At 58.7% G+C, this 19,196-nt stretch carries 19 protein-coding genes; 8 read left to right on the top strand and 11 right to left on the bottom strand.

The genetic code is table 11. The annotated features are described in order from the left end of the window. The first annotated feature begins 39 nt into the window (after window positions 1-39). From rfbA to rfbC, 8 genes are all read left to right on the top strand, one after another. A complete protein-coding gene (rfbA, locus tag BM133_RS28970; protein WP_093441809.1) occupies window positions 40-936 on the top strand; it encodes a glucose-1-phosphate thymidylyltransferase RfbA in 897 nt (298 codons plus the stop codon). Next, a complete protein-coding gene (locus tag BM133_RS28965) occupies window positions 933-2,438 on the top strand; it encodes a glycosyltransferase family 2 protein (protein WP_177224968.1) in 1,506 nt (501 codons plus the stop codon). Before rfbA ends, BM133_RS28965 begins: the two co-directional genes overlap by 4 nt. 101 nt (window positions 2,439-2,539) lie before the next feature. Continuing rightward, a complete protein-coding gene (locus BM133_RS28960) occupies window positions 2,540-3,106 on the top strand; it encodes a dTDP-4-dehydrorhamnose 3,5-epimerase family protein (RefSeq protein WP_093441804.1) in 567 nt (188 codons plus the stop codon). A 1-nt stretch (window position 3,107) separates the two neighbouring features. After that, the gene (locus BM133_RS28955; RefSeq protein ID WP_093441801.1) at window positions 3,108-4,334 is read left to right on the top strand and encodes a class I SAM-dependent methyltransferase; all 1,227 of its coding nucleotides are present in this window, start codon (window positions 3,108-3,110) and stop codon (window positions 4,332-4,334) included. Next, a complete protein-coding gene (locus tag BM133_RS28950; RefSeq protein ID WP_093441799.1) occupies window positions 4,331-5,176 on the top strand; it encodes an NAD-dependent epimerase/dehydratase family protein in 846 nt (281 codons plus the stop codon). Before BM133_RS28955 ends, BM133_RS28950 begins: the two co-directional genes overlap by 4 nt. Next, complete coding sequence (locus BM133_RS28945) at window positions 5,176-6,249, top strand: class I SAM-dependent methyltransferase (protein ID WP_093441796.1); 1,074 nt, start codon at window positions 5,176-5,178, stop codon at window positions 6,247-6,249. The genes BM133_RS28950 and BM133_RS28945 overlap by 1 nt, the downstream gene beginning before the upstream one ends. Next, window positions 6,233-6,973, top strand: a complete 741-nt coding sequence (locus BM133_RS28940; protein WP_093441793.1) for a cephalosporin hydroxylase family protein — start codon at window positions 6,233-6,235, stop codon at window positions 6,971-6,973. Before BM133_RS28945 ends, BM133_RS28940 begins: the two co-directional genes overlap by 17 nt. A 27-nt stretch (window positions 6,974-7,000) precedes the next feature. Continuing rightward, window positions 7,001-7,549 carry a dTDP-4-dehydrorhamnose 3,5-epimerase gene (gene rfbC / locus BM133_RS28935; protein ID WP_093441791.1) on the top strand — a complete coding sequence of 183 codons (549 nt, stop codon included), beginning with the start codon at window positions 7,001-7,003 and terminating at the stop codon, window positions 7,547-7,549. 21 nt (window positions 7,550-7,570) lie between these two features. On the opposite strand, the gene BM133_RS28930 is transcribed toward rfbC, so the two are convergent. The 11 genes from BM133_RS28930 to gmd all read right to left on the bottom strand — a co-directional run bounded on the left by BM133_RS28930 (window position 7,571) and on the right by gmd (window position 19,149). Further along, window positions 7,571-9,802, bottom strand: a complete 2,232-nt coding sequence (locus BM133_RS28930) for a DUF7024 domain-containing protein (RefSeq protein WP_143100233.1) — start codon at window positions 9,800-9,802, stop codon at window positions 7,571-7,573. Beyond that, on the bottom strand, window positions 9,796-10,743 hold the full coding sequence (locus BM133_RS28925) for a glycosyltransferase family 2 protein (RefSeq protein WP_093441786.1): 948 nt from the start codon (window positions 10,741-10,743) through the stop codon (window positions 9,796-9,798). The genes BM133_RS28930 and BM133_RS28925 overlap by 7 nt, the downstream gene beginning before the upstream one ends. Then, entirely contained in the window at window positions 10,740-11,105 is a 366-nt protein-coding gene (locus BM133_RS28920) for a GtrA family protein (RefSeq protein ID WP_256219383.1), read from the bottom strand. The genes BM133_RS28925 and BM133_RS28920 overlap by 4 nt, the downstream gene beginning before the upstream one ends. A gap of 1 nt (window position 11,106) precedes the next feature. Further along, a complete protein-coding gene (locus tag BM133_RS28915; RefSeq protein ID WP_093441783.1) occupies window positions 11,107-12,024 on the bottom strand; it encodes a transketolase family protein in 918 nt (305 codons plus the stop codon). Beyond that, the gene (locus BM133_RS28910; protein ID WP_093441781.1) at window positions 12,021-12,833 is read right to left on the bottom strand and encodes a transketolase; all 813 of its coding nucleotides are present in this window, start codon (window positions 12,831-12,833) and stop codon (window positions 12,021-12,023) included. Before BM133_RS28910 ends, BM133_RS28915 begins: the two co-directional genes overlap by 4 nt. Then, window positions 12,830-13,888, bottom strand: a complete 1,059-nt coding sequence (locus BM133_RS28905; RefSeq protein ID WP_177224967.1) for an NAD-dependent epimerase/dehydratase family protein — start codon at window positions 13,886-13,888, stop codon at window positions 12,830-12,832. Before BM133_RS28905 ends, BM133_RS28910 begins: the two co-directional genes overlap by 4 nt. Then, the gene (gene rfbH, locus BM133_RS28900) at window positions 13,881-15,209 is read right to left on the bottom strand and encodes a lipopolysaccharide biosynthesis protein RfbH (protein WP_093441776.1); all 1,329 of its coding nucleotides are present in this window, start codon (window positions 15,207-15,209) and stop codon (window positions 13,881-13,883) included. The genes BM133_RS28905 and rfbH overlap by 8 nt, the downstream gene beginning before the upstream one ends. Next, window positions 15,202-16,284, bottom strand: coding sequence for a CDP-glucose 4,6-dehydratase (gene rfbG, locus BM133_RS28895; RefSeq protein WP_093442043.1), 1,083 nt, complete (start codon window positions 16,282-16,284; stop codon window positions 15,202-15,204). The genes rfbH and rfbG overlap by 8 nt, the downstream gene beginning before the upstream one ends. Beyond that, complete coding sequence (rfbF, locus tag BM133_RS28890) at window positions 16,284-17,054, bottom strand: glucose-1-phosphate cytidylyltransferase (RefSeq protein ID WP_093441773.1); 771 nt, start codon at window positions 17,052-17,054, stop codon at window positions 16,284-16,286. Before rfbF ends, rfbG begins: the two co-directional genes overlap by 1 nt. A gap of 191 nt (window positions 17,055-17,245) precedes the next feature. After that, window positions 17,246-18,115, bottom strand: coding sequence for a GDP-mannose 4,6-dehydratase (locus tag BM133_RS28885; protein WP_093441771.1), 870 nt, complete (start codon window positions 18,113-18,115; stop codon window positions 17,246-17,248). Then, the gene (gene gmd, locus BM133_RS28880; RefSeq protein ID WP_093441768.1) at window positions 18,112-19,149 is read right to left on the bottom strand and encodes a GDP-mannose 4,6-dehydratase; all 1,038 of its coding nucleotides are present in this window, start codon (window positions 19,147-19,149) and stop codon (window positions 18,112-18,114) included. The genes BM133_RS28885 and gmd overlap by 4 nt, the downstream gene beginning before the upstream one ends. Window positions 19,150-19,196: the final 47 nt, after the last annotated feature.

Genomic DNA, 19,196 nt, shown 5'->3' with positions numbered 1-19,196 from the left:
TCTGGCACCCGCAGAGCAAGACGAGAGACACGAACACCCATGACCCAAACGACGCAACGCAAAGGCATCATCCTCGCCGGTGGCTCGGGCACCCGTCTGCACCCCGCGACGCTGGCGCTCAGCAAGCAGCTGCTGCCGGTGTACGACAAGCCGATGATCTACTACCCGCTGAGCACGCTGATGCTGGGCGGCATGCGCGACATCCTGATCATCAGCACGCCGCAGGACACGCCGCGCTTCCAGCAACTGCTGGGTGACGGCAGCCAGTGGGGCATCAACCTGCAGTACGCGGTGCAGCCGAGTCCGGATGGGTTGGCGCAGGCGTTCATCATCGGGGACAAGTTCGTGGGGAACGATCCGAGTGCGTTGGTGTTGGGGGACAACATCTTCTATGGCCACGACTTCGCCCACCTGCTGGCCGATGCGGACGCCAAGACCTCGGGCGCCACCGTGTTCGCGTACCACGTGCACGACCCCGAGCGCTACGGCGTGGTGGCCTTCGATGCCAAGGGCAGGGCGAGCAGCATCGAAGAGAAGCCGCTCAAGCCGAAGAGCAGCTACGCGGTCACGGGCCTCTACTTCTACGACAACCAGGTCGTGGACATCGCCAAAGCCGTGAAGCCCAGCGCGCGCGGCGAACTGGAAATCACCGCGGTCAACCAGGCGTACCTCGATCTGGACCAGCTGAACGTGCAGATCATGCAGCGCGGCTATGCGTGGCTCGATACCGGCACGCACGACAGCCTGCTGGAAGCCGGGCAGTTCATCGCCACGCTGGAGCATCGGCAGGGGCTGAAGATCGCTTGTCCTGAAGAAATCGCGTGGCGCAATGGGTTCATCACGACCGAGCAGTTGTCCAAGCTCGCCGCGCCGCTGGAAAAGAGCGGTTACGGCAAGTACCTCGAGCACCTGCTGAACGACGAGGTGCGTTCTTGAGCGAAGCGCAGATCCCCTCGGGAGCGCACTCGGCAAGCAGCACGGTGCGGCCACGATTCAGTGTCGTCGTTCCAACGCGCAATCGCCCCGAAACCTTGCGCCATGCATTGGCGACTTGTCTCGAACAGGATTTCGAGGACTACGAAATCATCGTCTGCGACAACAGCGATCCTGTTGCGGCGGCAGAGGTGGCCGCAATCGTCAAGGCCGCGAATTCGCCCAGAATCCGGCATGTTCCTTCCGATCGGCCTCTTGCGATGAGTGCCAACTGGGAGCGCGGCCTGAACGAAGCGCAGGGCGAATATGTCACGGTGCTGGGTGATGACGATGGCCTCATGCCTTACGCATTGCGCGAGCTGGACCGTCTCGCATCGCGCACCGGCGCGAAAGCCATCCGATGGCAACGCGGCATTTATACGTGGCCGACGATCGGTGTCGAGGGCGAGGCAAATCTGCTCATCGTTCCCTTTTTTCGTGCCGTCACAGAAATCGATGGACGAGCGCAGATCGGCAAGGTCATGCGGTTCGAGGCAGGGACCGACTCGCTGCCGATGATCTACAGTTCGGCAATTCACCGGGACCTGATCGAGCAGCACCGCGCGGCGGTCGGACGCGTCTTTCTGAACATCTACCCGGACATCTATTCGGCCTTTGGCTTTGGCTATCTCGCGGGAACATACCTGTCGGTCAGCGTGCCGATGAATCTCGCCGGGCTGTCTCATGCGAGCAATGGCGTGGCGACGCTGATGAATGAAAAGAAGACGGCCGTGGCCAGCGACTTTTCGACGTTGAACGAGGCGTTTGGCTATGTTCATCATCCGCGGGTTCCCGACAAGATGATCCTGGGGCCTGTGCACATCGCAGATTCGTTTCTGCACGCCAAGGAGGCGCTCTTTCCACACGATGACGCCTTGGTGTTCGACCGCAAGCTGTTCACCGAGCGCTGTCTTGGAGCGATCCCGGATACAGACCCCGAGGATCGGGAACGTGTGCGTCAGGTCATTCGCGCATCGATTGCGGACAGTCCGGAACTGCTGGAGTGGTTCGATCATGAAGCCCCCAGCTTTCCGCCTGCGCCTTTGCATACTTTCCGCCCTCCTCGTTTCGGTTTTGATGGCTCTACGTTGAGCCTCGATGCTGCGGCTTTCGATATTCAGAATGTCTCGGACGCGGTCAGGTTTGCCGCCTCGCTGGTGGGCGTCGGTACCGACGAGGTTTCCTTTGATGTGCCGGCGTTGATTGAGATGCGCGCTCTCGTTTGGTCGGAACAGGAAAAGCTCGCACGCGCAGAACGGGAGGTCGTGCAAGTGCGGCGAGAAGCCACGCGCGATGCAGCCAACGTCGTTGAGGCGAATGCGCAGGTACAGGCCTTGCAAGAGGAGTGCACTCAACTGGCGCATCAATTGAACGAGGCACGCCACGCTGCCTCGCTGCGCTATGTGCCAAGGCGGGTCTTGCGCAAAGTATTCGGCTTGCTCCGAAAGCCGCCCACTGCCGCCTAGTGCTTTGACCGCCTGCAGGCTTGTTGTCGACGAGAACGATAAAAAGTTGCAAGTCACGGCAAGGCAGGTTTACAGGTTTTGTAAATACTATTCAGCAGAAAATGGCATTTGATGTGGCTAAATTCCTTGTTCGCAAAACGGATCTCGAAGGACTTTGCGTTGTGCAACGACCACGAATCGAGGATTCGCGTGGATTTTTCAGTCGATTCTTTTGTGCCGAAGAAATTGGCCCATCGGGTTTTATCTTGCCAGTCGCACAAATTAATCATACGTTGACGCGGCAAAGCGGGTCAGTGCGTGGCATGCATTTTCAATTCCAACCTCATTCGGAAGACAAATTTGTAAGTTGTCTTCAAGGAGAGGTTTTCGACGTTGCAGTCGATTTGCGCAAGGGCTCATCGACGTTTCTTCAATGGCATGCTGAAATTCTTTCAGCCGAAAATGCGCGTAGCCTGCTGATCCCTCAAGGATTCGCCCATGGTTTTCAAACCCTGACGGACAACGCTCAGTTGTTATATCTCCATTCGGCGCCATACGTTCCGTCAGCCGAAGGCGGACTACACCCCGCCGATCCGGCACTCAATATTGCCTGGCCGCTGGAGTTTGCCGAGTTGTCACCGCGGGATATGGCTTGCCCTTATCTCACGAACGATTTCGAAGGTCTCTGAAATGAAATGCCGCCATTGCGATTCTGAGCTTTCGCTTCAGTTGATGGATCTGGGAACATCTCCGCCATCCAATGCATATCTGCGCGTGTCGCAGTTGACTGCGCCTGAAAAATGGTATCCGCTGCGCATATTGACCTGCACGAATTGCTGGCTGATTCAAACAGATGACTATGCACACTATGCAGAACTGTTTTCCAGCGACTATGCATATTTCAGCTCCTATTCGACAAGTTGGCTTGCACACAGTCAACGCTATGTCGGCGACATGGTGAAGCGCTTTGCATTGTCCTCGGCGTCTCGAGTTGTTGAAATTGCGGCGAACGATGGCTATTTGCTTCAGTATGTCAAGGAAGCAGGAATTCCATGCTTGGGCGTCGAACCGACAGCCAGCACCGCGCGTGCTGCACGAGCCAAAGGACTGGAAATCGTCGAGAAATTCTTTGGCGTGGCGCTCGCGAAGGAGCTTGTAGCCGAAGGTTGGGCGGCCGACCTGACGGTGGCCAACAATGTGCTGGCGCATGTGCCGGACGTCAATGACTTCGTTGCCGGTTTCGCGAAGCTGCTGAAGCCGCAAGGCGTGGCTACTTTCGAGTTTCCGCATCTGATGCAATTGATTGCGGAGTGTCAGTTCGACACGATCTATCACGAGCACTTTTCCTATCTTTCGCTGGCGACTGTGCGCCGGCTGTTCGAGGCAAATGGTCTTGGCATCTTTGACGTCGCGCAGCTCGGCACGCACGGGGGGAGCCTGCGCATTTATGCGCAGCGGCTCGACACCGGAGACCGCCCCAAGCAAGAGAGCGTTGAGCGGCTTCTTCGCATCGAGGCGGAAGCCGGCGTGGAGACACCCGCTTACTACGCCGACTTCCAGGCCCGTGCCGACGACATCCGCGATGGTCTGATGGTGTTCCTGGTCGAGGCCAGGCGGGCGGGCAAACGCGTCGGCGCATATGGCGCGGCCGCAAAGGGCAATACCTTGCTCAACTATGCCGGCGTGCGTACGGGGCTTTTGCCCTGGGTCGTGGACCGCAACCCTTCCAAGCAGGGGCTTTATCTTCCAGGGAGTCGGGTTCCGATCGTTGACGAAGAGCGGCTGAAACGCGAGAAGCCCGACTACGTGCTGATCCTGCCGTGGAACCTCAAGGCGGAGGTGATGAGCCAGCTTTCTTATGTCCGTGATTGGGGCGGCCAGTTCGTCTGCGCGGTTCCCGAGATCCAGGTCTCATGAAGATCGCAGTCACTGGCGCCAGTGGATTCATTGGCCGGCATGTGCTGGGTCTGCTTGCGGCGACGGCCGAGGAGCGGGTTGTTGCGGTGTCGCATCAAGCGCGAGATCTGTCGTGGCTGCCCAAAGGCGTAGCGCATGTCTCCATCGATCTGGCCCTGCCACCGGCCAATGTCTACGAGATGCTCGGCGAGCCCGACGTGTTGATTCATCTGGCGTGGAGCGGCTTGCCGAACTATCAGTCGCGGCATCACTTCGAGACTCATCTTGGCGAGCAGTACAGGTTTCTTCGTCTTCTTGCCACCACCGGCCTGCGATCCTTGGTATGCGCTGGCACCTGTTTCGAATACGGCATGCAAGCCGGCGAACTCGATGAGTCCCTGCCAACCGATCCCCGCAATCCCTATGGCTTTGCCAAGGATGCATTGCGCCGTGAGCTTGAGTTTCTGGCTGGCGACACCGGCCTCGCCCTGACGTGGGCAAGGCTGTTCTACATGCATGGAGAGGGGCAGGCGCCCACCTCGCTGTACAGCCAGTTGATTGCGGCCGGCCAGCGCGGCGACGCCGAGTTCCGCATGTCCGGTGGTGAGCAACTGCGTGACTATCTGCATGTGCGCGATGTGGCGGGCTATCTCGTGGCCTTGGCCAAACAGGCGCCCGGGGCCGGCGTCGTCAATGTGTGCTCCGGCGAACCCCGATCGGTTCGTTCCCTTGTCGAGGAATGGCGGGAGGCTCATCGGATCCAGGCCAGGCTCGTGCTGGGGCACTTCCCGTACCCAGCCTACGAACCGATGGCATTCTGGGGGCGAAATGCCAAGCTTGAACAACTCTTGAGGGCCAACTGATGCAGCGCGAGTTGTTGCACATCGAGCGACTGCCGGTACTCCAGAACCGTGTCTATGGTTCCGCATCGGCCGGTCGGGCGTCGCCCAGAGGTGACATGACGCTTGCCCAGGACAACATGAGCGGGCTGGTGTCCAACGTGGCCTTCGATCCATCGTTGCTCGCCTACGATGCGGACTACCAGAACGAGCAGGCGCACTCCGCCGTCTTTCGCGAGCATCTGCAGAGCGTTCTCTCCATCATCGGGCGGCACTTCAAGGGACGCACGGTGATCGAGGTCGGCTGCGGCAAGGGCTACTTTCTGAACTATCTGCGGGAGGCCGGCTATGAAGCAACGGGCATCGATCCCGCCTACGAGGGCGACAGCTCCCACGTCGTCAAGGCGGCATTTTCCCCGGCCCTTGGTCTTTCAGCCGATGCCCTGGTTTTGCGCCATGTGCTCGAGCACATCCAGGATCCGTTGAGTTTTCTTCGCGCCATCGCCGCGGCAAATGGCGGGCGGGGCTCGATCTATATCGAGGTCCCGTGCTTCGACTGGATCTGTGCGCGCCACGCGTGGTTCGATATCTTCTACGAGCACGTCAATTACTTTCGCGCGTCCGATTTCCAGCGGATGTTCGGACGCATCCATGAACAGGGGCACGTCTTCGGCGGCCAGTATCTGTACGTGGTGGCGGACTTGGCAACGTTGCGCGCTCCCGTGGCGGATGCCAGCGACCGAGTCGAACTGCCCGCCGATTTCCTGTCGGGCGTGGAAGCCAGCAAGGTCCTTGCCCGCGCCACCCCGGGGCCGAAGGCCATCTGGGGAGCATCGTCCAAAGGCGTTATCTTTGCGCATCACCTGCGCGGTACGGACATCGGGTTGGCGATGGCGGTCGACATCAATCCCGTCAAGCAGAACCGGTACATGGCGGGTACCGGTCTGCGCATCGTCTCGCCGCACGCTGCGCTGGAGGCCTTGCCTGCGGACGCGCTTGTGTTCGTAATGAACTCCAACTATTTCGATGAAATCCTCGAGCAGTCGCAGGGAAAATTTCGTCTTGTGAAGGTAGACCAGAATGACATTCGAAGCTGAAGTGGCGGCCCGCGTTGCTGCCAATGAAACCAACGCCGCGCTGCAGGCTGATGCAAAAACGCTGATGAACTCTTCCATCGGCGCCGGGTACTCCTACAACTTCTCCTGGATGGGACGACCGATCATTCAGTACCCGCAGGACATCGTTGCGATGCAGGAGATCATCTGGCGCGTCCAGCCCGATCTGATCATTGAAACGGGCATCGCGCACGGGGGATCATTGATCTTTTCCGCGGCCATGCTGGAGTTGAATGCCGCATGCGGTGGCTCTGCAGATGCGCAAGTGGTGGGTATCGACATCGACATCCGATCGCACAACCGGCGCGCCATCGAGGAGCATCCCATGGCCAGGCGCATCTCGATGATCGAGGGCTCCAGCATCGCGCCGGATACCGTTGCGCAAGTCCAGCGTGCAGCGCTGGGCAAGAAGAGTGTGCTCGTTTGCCTTGACAGCAATCACACCCATGCGCATGTCCTGGAGGAACTGAAAGCCTACGCACCGATGGTTTCGGTCGGAAGCTATTGCGTGGTGTTCGACACGGTCGTCGAAGACCTGCCAGCAGACTTCTTCCCGGACCGTCCATGGGGGCCAGGAAACAACCCGAAGACCGCGGTGCACGAGTTTCTCAAGACGCACGGCTCCTCGTTCGAAGTTGATCGAGGCATCGACAGCAAACTGCTGATCAGTGTGGCCCCCGATGGCTACCTGAAGCGCATCGCCTGACCATTACCAACCTATTTTTGCAGCACCATGAAAGCCACGCCCACAGCCATTCCCGAGGTCCTTGTGATCGAGCCCAAAGTGTTCGGCGATGCACGCGGATTTTTTTACGAGAGCTTCAACAACAAAGCCTTTGACGAGGCGGTTGGGCGGCATGTGGATTTCGTTCAGGACAACCATTCGCGTTCGGTCAAGGGCGTGCTGCGCGGACTGCACTACCAACTCCAGCAGCCCCAGGGAAAACTCGTGCGCGTGGTCCGCGGCGCGGTATTCGATGTGGCGGTGGACATTCGCCGCTCGTCGCCGACTTTCGGTCGGTGGGTAGGCGTCGAACTGACTGAAGACAATCACAAGCAACTGTGGGTGCCAGAGGGCTTCGCGCACGGTTTCATGGTGTTGAGTGAATCGGTCGACTTTCTATATAAAACGACCGATTTTTATGCGCCGGCACACGAACGATGCATCCTGTGGAGCGATTCGGAACTGGCGATCGAATGGCCGCTGGATTGCGCTGATCCCCAGCTATCGGCCAAAGATCTTGCCGGAGCTTCATTTCGGGAAGCTCGGGTTTTCGATTGAAAGGAAGTTCCGCCTGAACAATTAGTGCGGTGTGATGGTGATTTCTTTAAAGCCCAAGCCAATCACTCGCGCATCCTGATAGCTACCTAGACTTGCCGGTGAAACGGCATAGGGCACCTTGATTGAAATAATGTCGGTAGGCTGTTCGAGTTCGAACTCCAGTGTGACGTTCTCGAGATGGTCTTGAGCTGCAAATGGTTTCAGGATCGAGCCGATCTGCAACATTGCCGGTTTTCCAATGTTGGGACCAAAGGCCATGACATTGAGCGTTATCGAGAATTTTCTTGGAAGTTCGTGTTTGAGGCGCAGCTTGACCGACTCGCCGCGCGACCATCTGCCCCAGCGTTCAGGTAATTGCAGCCCATTTGCCTCGCGAACCTGCGTCGCCAATGTGCGGCGGAAATCGATTTCCCACGGGGAAATTTCGCCCACGATGACTTTCCCATTTTCAACGGAAAGCGCAAATTTTTTCAACAATGACTGCGCGGAAGCAGAAAGTTCTTCCAGCGGAGGCGAAGGTAAATCGGCTATTGCATAAAATGCGATCTGCCCCTTGCCGTTGAGCAAAGGCCGAGCGGGAGTGAGTTTGCGAATTTTTTCTTCAATGAGAACGCCGTTGTCCGCGAAGCCGCCGCGATTCAAATATAGTCCGGCAAATCCAAGATGGCGAATGACTTCGAACTGTACTTCGATGGGCTCCAGCGACAACGCATAGAAGAACGCGTCGCCCTCACGGCCGGCAATCGTGCCAAAGCTCCAGCGTAGATTCTTGCTGTGCAGATACGGCTTCGCCAGATCGTAATCGGTGAGTTTTTCCAGAGGACCCGACTCTGGAAATCGCATGTATGGCAATTGATAAATTGCCGCGTTTGGCGCGGTGATGCTTTCGATTTGCGCCAGATATGTCTTATCCGCGAGATAGGACTGTTGGACCTGCTGCAAATAAGATCTGTTGGTGGGGGGGGATTGATCCCAGATTCCCAAAGCCATCAACGCTACGGACAGCGCGATTGCGGCGCCAGCGGACCATTTTCGCAAGAAGTCAAGTGCATATGCAATGGCGGCGATGCTAAAAAATGCAATATAGATGCTGACTCTATTCCAGGCTCGAATTAGATCGGAAACGAATTGCGCAAAGAGAGCAGAAAAGCCACCAATCGTTGCAATCAATACAAGCGAGGTGGTCAGGAACGCATACAGGTGAAGCGTCGAAAATCTGGTGCTCGGGCCACGTGAACCCACCAAAGAAAATCCCAGAAGCAGAACAAATCCGATGCCCGCAACCAAGCCGAGCGAAGAAACCGAGTTCTCGTTGATCAGCGGAAAAGTATTGCTGTAGCGCGTGGTGATTTCGCGCAGATGAGTTGAGCGGTGCGCACGCTGGGGCAGCAACAGTTGAGTGATTTTCAGGCCATATAACTCGGATTCGGATGCTGCGCGCGCGGCGACGGCATCATTTCTGCCGTGCTCGATATAGAAGGAAAAATTGGGAGCAAGATTCGCGAATACTGCTGCTGCGACGATGGCCCCGGCGATTGCTGCGTGCTGCAATGGGCGGATGCTATGAAGTTTGAAAGCACCAAAGATGGCCGACAAACCGATAACAATACAGCCAAAAAAAGCGTAATACACACCCAGAGACGAAATCAGGAATAAAATTGCTGCGTGACCCAGGCGCCGCGCAGTAAACCATTTGCTTTGCCATACGACAGTTGTTGCCTGACTGATCCGGGCTCCGTACCAGATAAAAATGGGTATTCCGAAATACCACGTGTAGTAAAGATGCCCCAGCCGCAGGAAATGAAACGGGGCAAAGGCGAAAAGTGTTGCCGCAACCAGCGAAGAAAGCCGCGTCAGCGACTGGGCTCGCAAGACCCAATACGCTGAAACGGCGGCCGCCGGAAATCCAAAGAGATAATAAAAGTTGAAACTGAATGCGCTGCTGCCACTGAGGTTTCGAAGAAGCCAGAGCGCTGCCAGGCTCAGGCCATCCGAGCCGGGAAAATCGTAAAACAATGAGCCGAAAGGAAAACCGATTGCCGTATTGTTGAAATAGCCATTTCCATCTCCCAATCGATTGATCAGCAGCAAATGTAAAATCGCGTCGCCATCGTATGCGAGTGGCACTCGCCATTTGATCGTTGTTCCGCCAATCAATAGCCATGCCGTCAATGTCACGCAGACGGCCAAAATCGCAGAGATAATGAGATCTACGCGCCTGCGTTGCGCGTTTTCCTCATTGACTGTCAGCATTTAGGCGGCTCTTCCAGGTTGATTCTTTCGCGTTCGACCACCAAAGGACGTTTCATGACCTGCGTCAAGATGGCGCCCACGTATTCCCCGAGCAGGCCAATGAAAAATAATTGTACGGATGCGAAAAAGAAAAGCCCAAAGAGAATAGGGGCAGTTCCAGCGGCAAAGGTATTCCAGAATACGAGTTTCAACAGTAGATAGATGATTGAAATTGCCAGACTCAGGCCTGATAGGAAAAATCCGGCAATGGTTGCAATACGCAGCGGCACTCGCGAGTGCGACGTGATCCCCAGCATGGCCATGTCGTACAGGCTATAGAAGTTATTCTTCGTGATGCCGCGTTTGCGCAAAGGCTGGTTGTAGGGAAGTTTGACTGGCTCGAACCCGACTTCCGAAACCAAACCGCGCAGATACGGATAGGGGTCGTCGATCTTTCGCAGGACTTCAAGGACTCGGCGGTCATAAAGGCCAAAGCCGGTGAAATTCTGGATCAGTTTGACGTCCGCGATGCGTGTGATGAATCGGTAATACGCCCTGCGTACGGCAAACATCAGCCCCGATTCGTCTGCGCTTGGTTTGACACCCACCACCAGCTTCGCACCCTCCTGCCAATGCCGCACGAACTCGCGCATCAAGTCCGGTGGATCCTGCAGGTCGGCAACCAGCAAAATGGCTGCGTCGCCTTCTGCCTGCAAGAGGCCGTGATAGGGAGACCTGATATGCCCGAAGTTGCGCGCATTCAGAATGACTTGTACGTTGGGATCTTCCGACGCCATGCGGCGAAGAATGTCCGGCGTCTTGTCGTTCGAGAAATTGTCGATGAACAGATGCCTGTAGCTGACGCCCTCGATGGATTCGAAAACAGCGCGCGCCTGTCGATAAACCTCTTCGACGTTGTCCTCTTCGTTGTAGCAAGGCGTGACGACCGTGATGTGTTTCATGATGCTGTGAAGACGAAGCGCCGTTGGAGGGCGAAGGCAACAAGTGCCAGGGGAAGAATGACAAGCCCGTTGGCGAGATAGACGTTGGCACCCGTGCGCAGCAGCGCAGCGACCCCGCCAACGTTCAAGCCGTAGATCACGACATAGACGGCGATGAAGCGCAGGAGCCGCGACAGCGGAGCACCGCCGAAGACGAGCCGGCCGGTGCTCTGGAAATTGAACGCGATGCCAAGGAGCGTCGCCAAGGCAATCGCTGCGGGGTATGGCAGGCCCAGCCACGTGAACAGCGCAAACAGGCCGTAGCCCACTGCCGTGTTGAGCACTCCTACCAGTAGAAAACGCAGCAGTTGGAGGCGCAGCACGTCAGTTTGATTTCCAGCGCGATGCGAAGGGCTGCACCCTGTCTCGCACGGTAGCGATGTCCAGGCCGTGCTCACGCATTGCATGTGCATGGCTGCCGGCCGTATGCGAGAAGCGTTCGCCGATGCCGATGCGCAAGACGGGAATCGGCGCTTCCTCTGCCATTGCCTCCAACAGCGCGCCGCCGAGGCCGCCGGCGATGGAGTGCTCTTCCAGCGTCACGATAGCCTTGGTCTCGCTGGCGATTCGGCGAACTTGTGCAGCGTCCAGAGGCTTGATCCACGGTGCGCTCCAAACGGAGGCGTCGAGTTCTTCTGCCAACGTACACGCAGTCTTGACCATCGATCCTGTCGCCACGAGTGCGACGGGGTGCGTGCCGGCTCGTACTTTCAGAAGCGCACCCCGGTCGAGTCGCGGCAATGTGGTGTGTACGGCTCCTACGTCGGCCTTGCCCATGCGCATGTAGACCGGGCTGGCTGAGGCGAGCGCGCTGGACATGCAGGCCGTCAGTTCATGCGCATCGCAAGGCGACATGATGTCGATCTGCGGCACGGCGCGAAGACAGGCGATGTCCTCGAAACTTTGATGGCTGGTGCCGAGCGTGCTGTAGACGAGGCCCGCGCCGTCGCCAGTGAAGATGACTGGCAGGTTTTCGTAGCAGACGTCGATCTTGATATGTTCGAGCACGCGCACGGGCACGAAGGCGCTCAATCCATAGACGATGGGGCGGAAGCCCGCCTTGGCCATTCCTGCCGCGACACCCACCATGTTCTGCTCGGCGATGCCGGCATTGATGTATTGAGAAGGACACTGCCGACGGAACTCGTCGAACAGCGCATAGCCGTGATCGCCCGTCAACAACACGACACGCTCGTCGTTCTTTGCAGCGGCGACCAGCGCGCTGGAGAAAGCAGCTCTCATGCCTTGCTCCCTGCGAGTTCCTGCATCGCCTGTTCGCGCAGCTCAGGTGTCAACCGTGAGTAATGCCAGGCATTGACGTTCTCCATGAAAGACACGCCCTTTCCTTTGACGGTGCGTGCGATCAGGGCCTTGGGCCGGCCGTTCTTCATCGTGTTGAGTTTTTCGATGGCGAACGAAATCGCGGCAATGTCATGACCGTCGATGCTGAGAGTGTCGAAGTCGAACGCCGAAAACTTTGCTTCGAGGTTTCCGAGGTTCATGACTTCGTCGGTCGGTCCCATTGCCTGGAAGCCGTTCTTGTCGACGATCACCATGAGGTTGTCCAGCTTGGCGTGCGCGGCGAAAAGCATGGCTTCCCAGATCCCGCCCTCGTTCATTTCACCATCGCCCACGATCGCGTAGCAGCGCTGGCCCGTGTTGCGGCGCACCGCGGCGAGCGCCAGGCCGACGCCCACGGACAAGCCGTGCCCCAGCGTCCCGGAGGTCACTTCGCAACCCGGGACATGCGCATCGGACAGGCCCTTGAGTCGCGAACCATCGTGAAAGTACTGGTCGATGTCCTGGCGATTCAGCCAGCCCAGCTCATAGAGGCAGGCGTACTGCGCCATGACGCCGTGGCCCTTGCTCAGCACAAGGTAGTCGCGCGAGGCACTGTCTGGATCGCGTTCGTCGTAGCGCAGGTGGGATGCGTACAGGCATGACAGCAGTTCGGTAATCGAGAAGGCGCAGCCCAGATGCACCGCGTTGCCGGCGCACGCCATTTCGACTACGGTCTTGCGCAATGCGGAGGGTTCGAAGCTTGGTTTCATTCGTGTGATGTCAATGAGGTAGCGCCCTTGCTGCGGCGCCACTGAAGCATGCGTTGCACTCCGTCTTCAAGGCCAACGCTGTTGCGCAGGCCCAATTCCCTTTGCGCGCGCTGCGTATCGGGAATGTAGAACGCGCCCGCCAAGCCCTCGGCGGCATGACCTTCGACGCGGACTTCCACGTCCTCGGCGAGGCGACCGACCGTGCGCGCCAGCTCAAGAATGGTGACGGGCTCGCTGCTGCCAACGTTGTAGCTGCTGCCCTTCATTCCGTGGACAAGGCAGGTCAACAGCCAACGTGCCATGTCGCTCGCGTATTGATAGGTGCGCACGGCCTCTCCGGTCCCCCGTATGACGAGTGGCTGTCCCTCAATGGCCCGTTCCATGAAGCCAGCCAAGGCGACACCGCTGGAGGCAAGCAGGTAGGGACCGGAAAATGCGAAGCATCGCGCAATCACCGTTTCGAACGGCCAGCCGCCTTCGTTCACGATGGCTTCGGACCGTCGCTTGGCACGCGCATAAACGTTGGCTGACCCCAGGTCTTCCTGCCAGCCCATGTCTTCTGGCAACGGTGTGGGCCCATCGGGCGGTGGATACACCGCGCCAGAGCTGACGTGCAGCAGTCTGCGCGCACCGGCGGCTGCCGCGAAACGACAGACCTCCCGGGTTCCTGCAGCCGCTACCGTTTCGAGGTTCGCAAGGCTGTCATGAAGCGTTGCCACCGGCAGGGCGGCATGAATGACGGACGTGTAGGGCCGGGTGGGTTGAGGCAAATCGAGGATGTCGCCGCGCACCAGTTCTACGGCGCTCGCCTGCGCCAGATGTGGGCTGGCAAGCGCGAACGCATCGGGCGAGCGGGTCAGCACGGAAATGCCGAGCCCGAGATCCAGCGAGCGGTCGGCATGCAGCAGAGCCTCGAGCAGCCACTTGCCGACGAAGCCGGTGCCCCCAGTGATAAATACGGACTGCCGCCTCAACGCCTCCCAAGTGTCGGGCGTGGTCAGGCGCAGGATTTCGTCGAGATCCTGACGCGCGACAGGCGGCAGTCCATCAGTCAAATCGCAGACCCAGATAGGTTTCTATGCTTTCCACGACGTGGTCGAGCATCGATTCCGACAAGCCCGGATACACGCCGACCCAGAAGGTGTCGTTCATGATGCGATCGGTGTTGGTGAGTTCGCCGACGACTCGGTAATTGCGACCGATCATGTAGGGCTGGCGCAGCAGATTACCCGCAAAAAGCAGACGCGTGCCGACCTTCTGCTGGTCCAGGTAGGTCAGCAAGTCGACACGGCGGGTGTTCGCCTCTTCACGCAGCGTGATCGGGAACCCGAACCACGAGGGGTCGGAGCCCGGGGTGGCTTCCGGCAGGATCATGAACTCCTCGCAACTGCGCAGGCGGTCTTTCAAGTAGTTGAAGTTCTTCTTGCGGGCGTCCACGAAGCCATCCAGACGGTCGAGCTGCGCGAGCGCGCACGCTGCCTGCATGTCGGTGATCTTGAGGTTGTAGCCCAGATGCGAGTAGGTGTACTTATGGTCGTAGCCTTCCGGCAGATCGCCCAGCTTCCAGCAGAAACGCTTGCCGCAGGTGTTGTCCTTGCCGGGAGGGCAATAGCAGTCGCGGCCCCAGTCGCGGATCGATTCGGCGATCAAGCGAAGCTCATCGCTGTTGGTGAACACCGCGCCGCCTTCGCCCATCGTGATGTGGTGGGCGGGGTAGAAGCTCAGCGTACCGATGTCGCCGAAAGTGCCGACGAGTTGGCCCTCGTAGCGCGAACCCAATGCGTCGCAGCAGTCCTCCACGAGCCAGAGGTTGTGCTTCTTGCACACGGCCTTGACGACGGCGAGGTTGTAAGGGTTGCCCAGCGTGTGGGCCAGCATGATTGCCTTGGTCCGCGGGCCGATGGCGGCCTCCAGAAGATCGGCGTTGATGTTGTACGTGGGGATGTCGACGTCGACAAACACAGGCACCGCGCCGCATTGGAGGATCGGATTGACGGTGGTCGGAAAGCCTGCCGCCACGCCGATCACTTCATCGCCCGGAAGAATGGCGCGGTCACCGAGCTTGGGCGAGGTCAACGTCGAAAACGCGACCAGGTTGGCCGAAGAGCCGGAGTTCACCGTCAGCAAATGCTTGACGCCGAGAAACCCCGCAAGCCTGCTTTCGAACAGCGTGTTGAAGCGCCCCGTCGTGAGCCACGCATCCAGCGAGGCCTCGACCATGAGCTGCATTTCCGGCGTGCCGACGACCTTGCCTGACGGCGGTATCAGCGATTCACCGGGGACGAATGCAGGCGTGCTCGAAAGCGCGCCGTATTCCGCGACCATCGCAAGGATCTTCTTGCGCAGTTCGTTCTGCTTGAATGAAATTTCAGTCATCTTGTGGGGTGTTCTCAAATTGTTTGATTTGCGAGAGCGTAGTGCTCCGCATGTCCTCGCCATTGCGCCATGCCTGCTGCCATTCGACGATCGCGCCGAGCGCATGTTCGAGATTCCAGCGCGGAACCCAGCCCAGTACCTGTCGCGCTCTGGAGCAATCCAGCTTGAGCCAATTGGCTTCATGGGGGTGGTCCGTCGCCGGATCGGTGTGCCACGCCGCACCTTCGCCCCAGACATGGGTCAGCCGATCGGCAATCCACGATACAGGACGGGCGTCAGAGTCGGCCGGACCGAAGTTCCAGGGCTGAGCCCACGCAGGTCCCTCGGCATACAACTTCTGTGCAAGCATGAGGTATCCCTGCAATGGTTCGAGAACGTGCTGCCAGGGGCGCACCGAGTGCGGGTTGCGAATGAGGGCGCTATGGCCCGCACCGAAGGCCCGCAACAGGTCGGGAACGAGGCGATCTTCAGACCAGTCGCCGCCGCCGATCACATTGCCAGCGCGCGCGGTGGCCACCGCCACGCCGTGGTTGGCGTAAGTGGATTCATTGAAAAACGATGTGCGATAGGCCGCGGCAACAAGTTCCGTGCAGCCTTTGCTGTTGCTGTAGGGGTCGTAGCCGCCCATGGGGTCCGATTCGCGATAGCCCCACGCCCATTCTTTGTTCTCGTAGGATTTATCGCTCGTGACGACCACCACGGATTTCACGGTGTCGCAGGTGCGAATCGCCTCCAGCAGGTGAACCGTGCCCATCACGTTGGTGGCGTAAGTTTCGACCGGTTCGATGTAGGAACGCCGCACCAGCGGCTGGGCAGCCAAGTGAAAGACGATCTCCGCGCGCGATGCATGCAGTGCACTGCGCAACGAGCCCAGGTCTCGAACGTCGCCGGTCACCGATGCAGCGCTGCTTCCGGCCGTAGCGAACGCGTGAAGGCTGGGCGTGGTTGAAGGTTCCAGCGCATAGCCGGTGACGACGGCGCCAAGGCGCTGTAGCCACAGCGACAACCAACTGCCTTTGAAGCCGGTGTGTCCGGTGACAAATACGTGTTTGCCGGCCCAGAAAGTCGAGTCCATCACCAGACCTTCCACGGTGCCTTGCCGCTTTGCCATAGCTCTTCAAGATGGACCTTGTCCCTCAGCGTATCCATGGGTTGCCAGAAACCCTTGTGCTCGAACGCGCCGAGCTGTTGGTCTTGCGCCAGTCGTTCCAACGGCTCGCGCTCCCATATCGTGCCGTCCCCATCAAGAAGCTCGAGCACCTTGGGTGAGAGCACAAAGAAGCCGCCGTTGATGAGGCCCCCGTCGCCCTTGGGTTTTTCCTTGAAGGCCATTACTTTGTGATCGCGCAAATCGAGCGCGCCGAATCGACCTGGCGGTGAGGTCGCGGTCAGTGTGGCCTGTAGTCCGTTCGCGTGATGGAACTCGATGAGCTTGGTGATGTCGATGTCCCCAACCCCGTCGCCGTATGTGAAGCAGAACGCTTCTTCGTTCTGAATGTGCTCAGCTACTCGTTTCAGGCGTCCGCCGGTCATCGTTTCTTCGCCGGTGTCGACCAGGGTGATGCGCCACGGTTCCGCATAGCGCTGGTGCACTTCCATGCGGTTGTGCTCCATATCGAAGGTCACGTCCGACATGTGAAGGAAGTAGTTCGCAAAGTACTCCTTGATGACGTAACCCTTGTAGCCACAGCAGATGATGAAATCGCGTATTCCATGAGCGGAATAGATCTTCATGATGTGCCACAGGATCGGCTTGCCCCCGATTTCGATCATGGGCTTGGGCTTCAGGTGGGTTTCCTCGGAAATCCGAGTGCCCAGCCCTCCGGCGAGGATGACCGTTTTCAACTTGCTTCTCCTGGCTCAACTGTAGTAATTCGAGGATGAAATCGAAGCGCAAGCCCCCGTGGGTGGGGGCGTTGCGAGTTCGCACCCGCGTGTACGGGTCAGATCGGGCGGGTCACCGAGCCGACCGTTTGCAGGCGCCAATTGTGCCAAATCGGCCGGGAGCGCTTTTCCCGCATATTTTGCGCTGGCTGCTAGGTGGACGAGTAACTGTCCAACATCCGTTGCAACGTTTCCTCCAGCGGTGGCGGCTCCAGGGAAAGCCCATGCTCGGCCAGCATGGTCGAAAGCTTCTCAGGACTGCCGCAAAGGCGATGAACCTCATTTGGACGAACGTATTTCGGATTCAGTTGAACCTGGATCTTGTGTCCGGACAATCGCGTGAACACATCGATGACGTGCTGCAACATGTAAGGCTGGCCCGAACATACGTTGTATATCTCGCCTGCCTTGCCGTGGTCCAACAGCATGAGATAGGCATCGCACACCATGCGGACATCGTTGAATTCGCGCTCGACGTCAAGGTTCCCCAAGGCAATGGATTTCGCGCGTTCGGCGAAGTGCTTTGCCAGCTTGGGAATCACGAAGTTCGCATCCTGGCCCGGGCCGGTGTAGTTGAACGGCCGCGTCACGACGATGTCCAGTCGATCGTTATAAGTTCGCGCCATGTGCTCCATGGCGAGTTTGCTCGTCGCGTAGTGGTTGACCGGCGCCGGCGGATGCAGTTCCGTCAACGGTGATTCGTTGCTGTTACCGTAGACGTTTGCGCTGCTTGCCAAAAGTATTCGTGTTGGTGGCGCAGTCAGTTCGAGCAAGGCATCCAGCAAATTCGTCGTGCCAATGACGTTCACGTCATAGAACGCACGCTCATCCGCATGGCCGACAAAGCTGATCGCGGCCAGATGAACGACCGCGTCGTAGCTTTCGGCGCCAATTTCACGTCGCAACGCCTTCCCATCCGTCAGGTCTGCGAGAAGGGGAGCGATCTCATGCCCGGCTTCTGCCGCGCGACTTGCGAACACGCGTCCCGTGAATCCCTGCGCGCCTGTCAACAGGATCTTCAAAACGAGAAACCCTGTTCGTTGCGCCGCAGATCGGCTTCCACCATCATCTGGCACAGTTGTTCCAGCGTCGTAGCAGGAGCCCACCCCAACTTGGCCTTGGCCTTGGCAGGGTCGCCGATCAGCAGTTCGACCTCGGCCGGGCGATAGAACTTGGGATTCACGCGCATCACGGTCTTGCCGGTGGCGGTGTCGACTGCGGTTTCGGATTCGCCCGAGCCTTTGAAGTCGACAGCAATGCCTGCGCCTTTGAATGCGAGCGTGACGAAGTCGCGGACGGTCTCCGTGCGGTTGGTCGCGAGCACGAAGGTGTCGGGCTCGTCAGCCTGCAGCATGCGCCACATGCCTTCGACGTATTCCTTTGCAAAGCCCCAGTCGCGCTTGGCATCGAGGTTGCCCAGTTCCAGCACGTCGAGCTTGCCCAGCTTGATCTTGGCAACGCTGTCGGTGATCTTGCGCGTGACGAACTCGCGACCGCGCAGCGGGCTCTCATGATTGAACAGGATGCCGCTGCTGCCGAAGATGCCATAGCTCTCGCGGTAGTTGATGGTCATCCAGTGCGCGTACAGCTTGGCCACGCCGTAGGGGCTGCGCGGGTAGAAGGGGGTGTCTTCGACCTGCGGAATCGCCTGCACCTTGCCGAACATCTCGGACGTCGATGCCTGGTAGAAGCGGATCTTCGGATTGACCAGGCGGATGGCCTCGAGCAAGTGCAGGGCGCCGATACCCGTGATCTGTGCCGTGGCTGCAGGCTGGTTGAAGCTCACGCCCACGAAGCTCTGGGCGGCGAGGTTGTAGACCTCGTCCGGCGTTGCATCCTTGAGCAGCGTGATCGAGCTGCCGAGGTCAGTCAAGTCGTACTCCACGAGGTGAAGGTCTGGGTTGTTCTGGAGCCCGAGTTCTTCGATGCGCCAGAAGTTGACGGAGCTCGTGCGGCGATACGTTCCGTAGACCACGTAGCCCTTGGCCAGCAGCAATTCCGCCAGGTAGGCACCGTCCTGGCCCGTGATGCCTGTGACAACAGCGCGCTTTTTCATCGAAATCCTCTTTCCTTGTTTAATTGAATGATTAGGGACATGCACAG

The sequence above is a fragment of the Variovorax sp. 770b2 genome (assembly GCF_900115685.1).
Classification (GTDB): domain Bacteria; phylum Pseudomonadota; class Gammaproteobacteria; order Burkholderiales; family Burkholderiaceae_C; genus Variovorax.
Note: the sequence above shows the minus strand (reverse complement) of the source record. Positions and strands in the feature narration are given on the sequence as shown.

Bases quoted from the DNA above. Each gene is read 5' to 3' on its own strand.
- rfbA (WP_093441809.1), top strand. From the start codon at position 40: ATGACCCAAACGACGCAACGCAAAGGCATCATCCTCGCCGGTGGCTCG.
- BM133_RS28960 (WP_093441804.1), top strand. From the start codon at position 2,540: ATGGCATTTGATGTGGCTAAATTCCTTGTTCGCAAAACGGATCTCGAA.
- BM133_RS28955 (WP_093441801.1), top strand. From the start codon at position 3,108: ATGAAATGCCGCCATTGCGATTCTGAGCTTTCGCTTCAGTTGATGGAT.
- BM133_RS28950 (WP_093441799.1), top strand. From the start codon at position 4,331: ATGAAGATCGCAGTCACTGGCGCCAGTGGATTCATTGGCCGGCATGTG.
- BM133_RS28945 (WP_093441796.1), top strand. From the start codon at position 5,176: ATGCAGCGCGAGTTGTTGCACATCGAGCGACTGCCGGTACTCCAGAAC.
- BM133_RS28940 (WP_093441793.1), top strand. From the start codon at position 6,233: ATGACATTCGAAGCTGAAGTGGCGGCCCGCGTTGCTGCCAATGAAACC.
- rfbC (WP_093441791.1), top strand. From the start codon at position 7,001: ATGAAAGCCACGCCCACAGCCATTCCCGAGGTCCTTGTGATCGAGCCC.
- BM133_RS28930 (WP_143100233.1), bottom strand. From the start codon at position 9,802: ATGCTGACAGTCAATGAGGAAAACGCGCAACGCAGGCGCGTAGATCTC.
- BM133_RS28925 (WP_093441786.1), bottom strand. From the start codon at position 10,743: ATGAAACACATCACGGTCGTCACGCCTTGCTACAACGAAGAGGACAAC.
- BM133_RS28915 (WP_093441783.1), bottom strand. From the start codon at position 12,024: ATGAGAGCTGCTTTCTCCAGCGCGCTGGTCGCCGCTGCAAAGAACGAC.
- BM133_RS28910 (WP_093441781.1), bottom strand. From the start codon at position 12,833: ATGAAACCAAGCTTCGAACCCTCCGCATTGCGCAAGACCGTAGTCGAA.
- rfbH (WP_093441776.1), bottom strand. From the start codon at position 15,209: ATGACTGAAATTTCATTCAAGCAGAACGAACTGCGCAAGAAGATCCTT.
- rfbG (WP_093442043.1), bottom strand. From the start codon at position 16,284: ATGGACTCGACTTTCTGGGCCGGCAAACACGTATTTGTCACCGGACAC.
- gmd (WP_093441768.1), bottom strand. From the start codon at position 19,149: ATGAAAAAGCGCGCTGTTGTCACAGGCATCACGGGCCAGGACGGTGCC.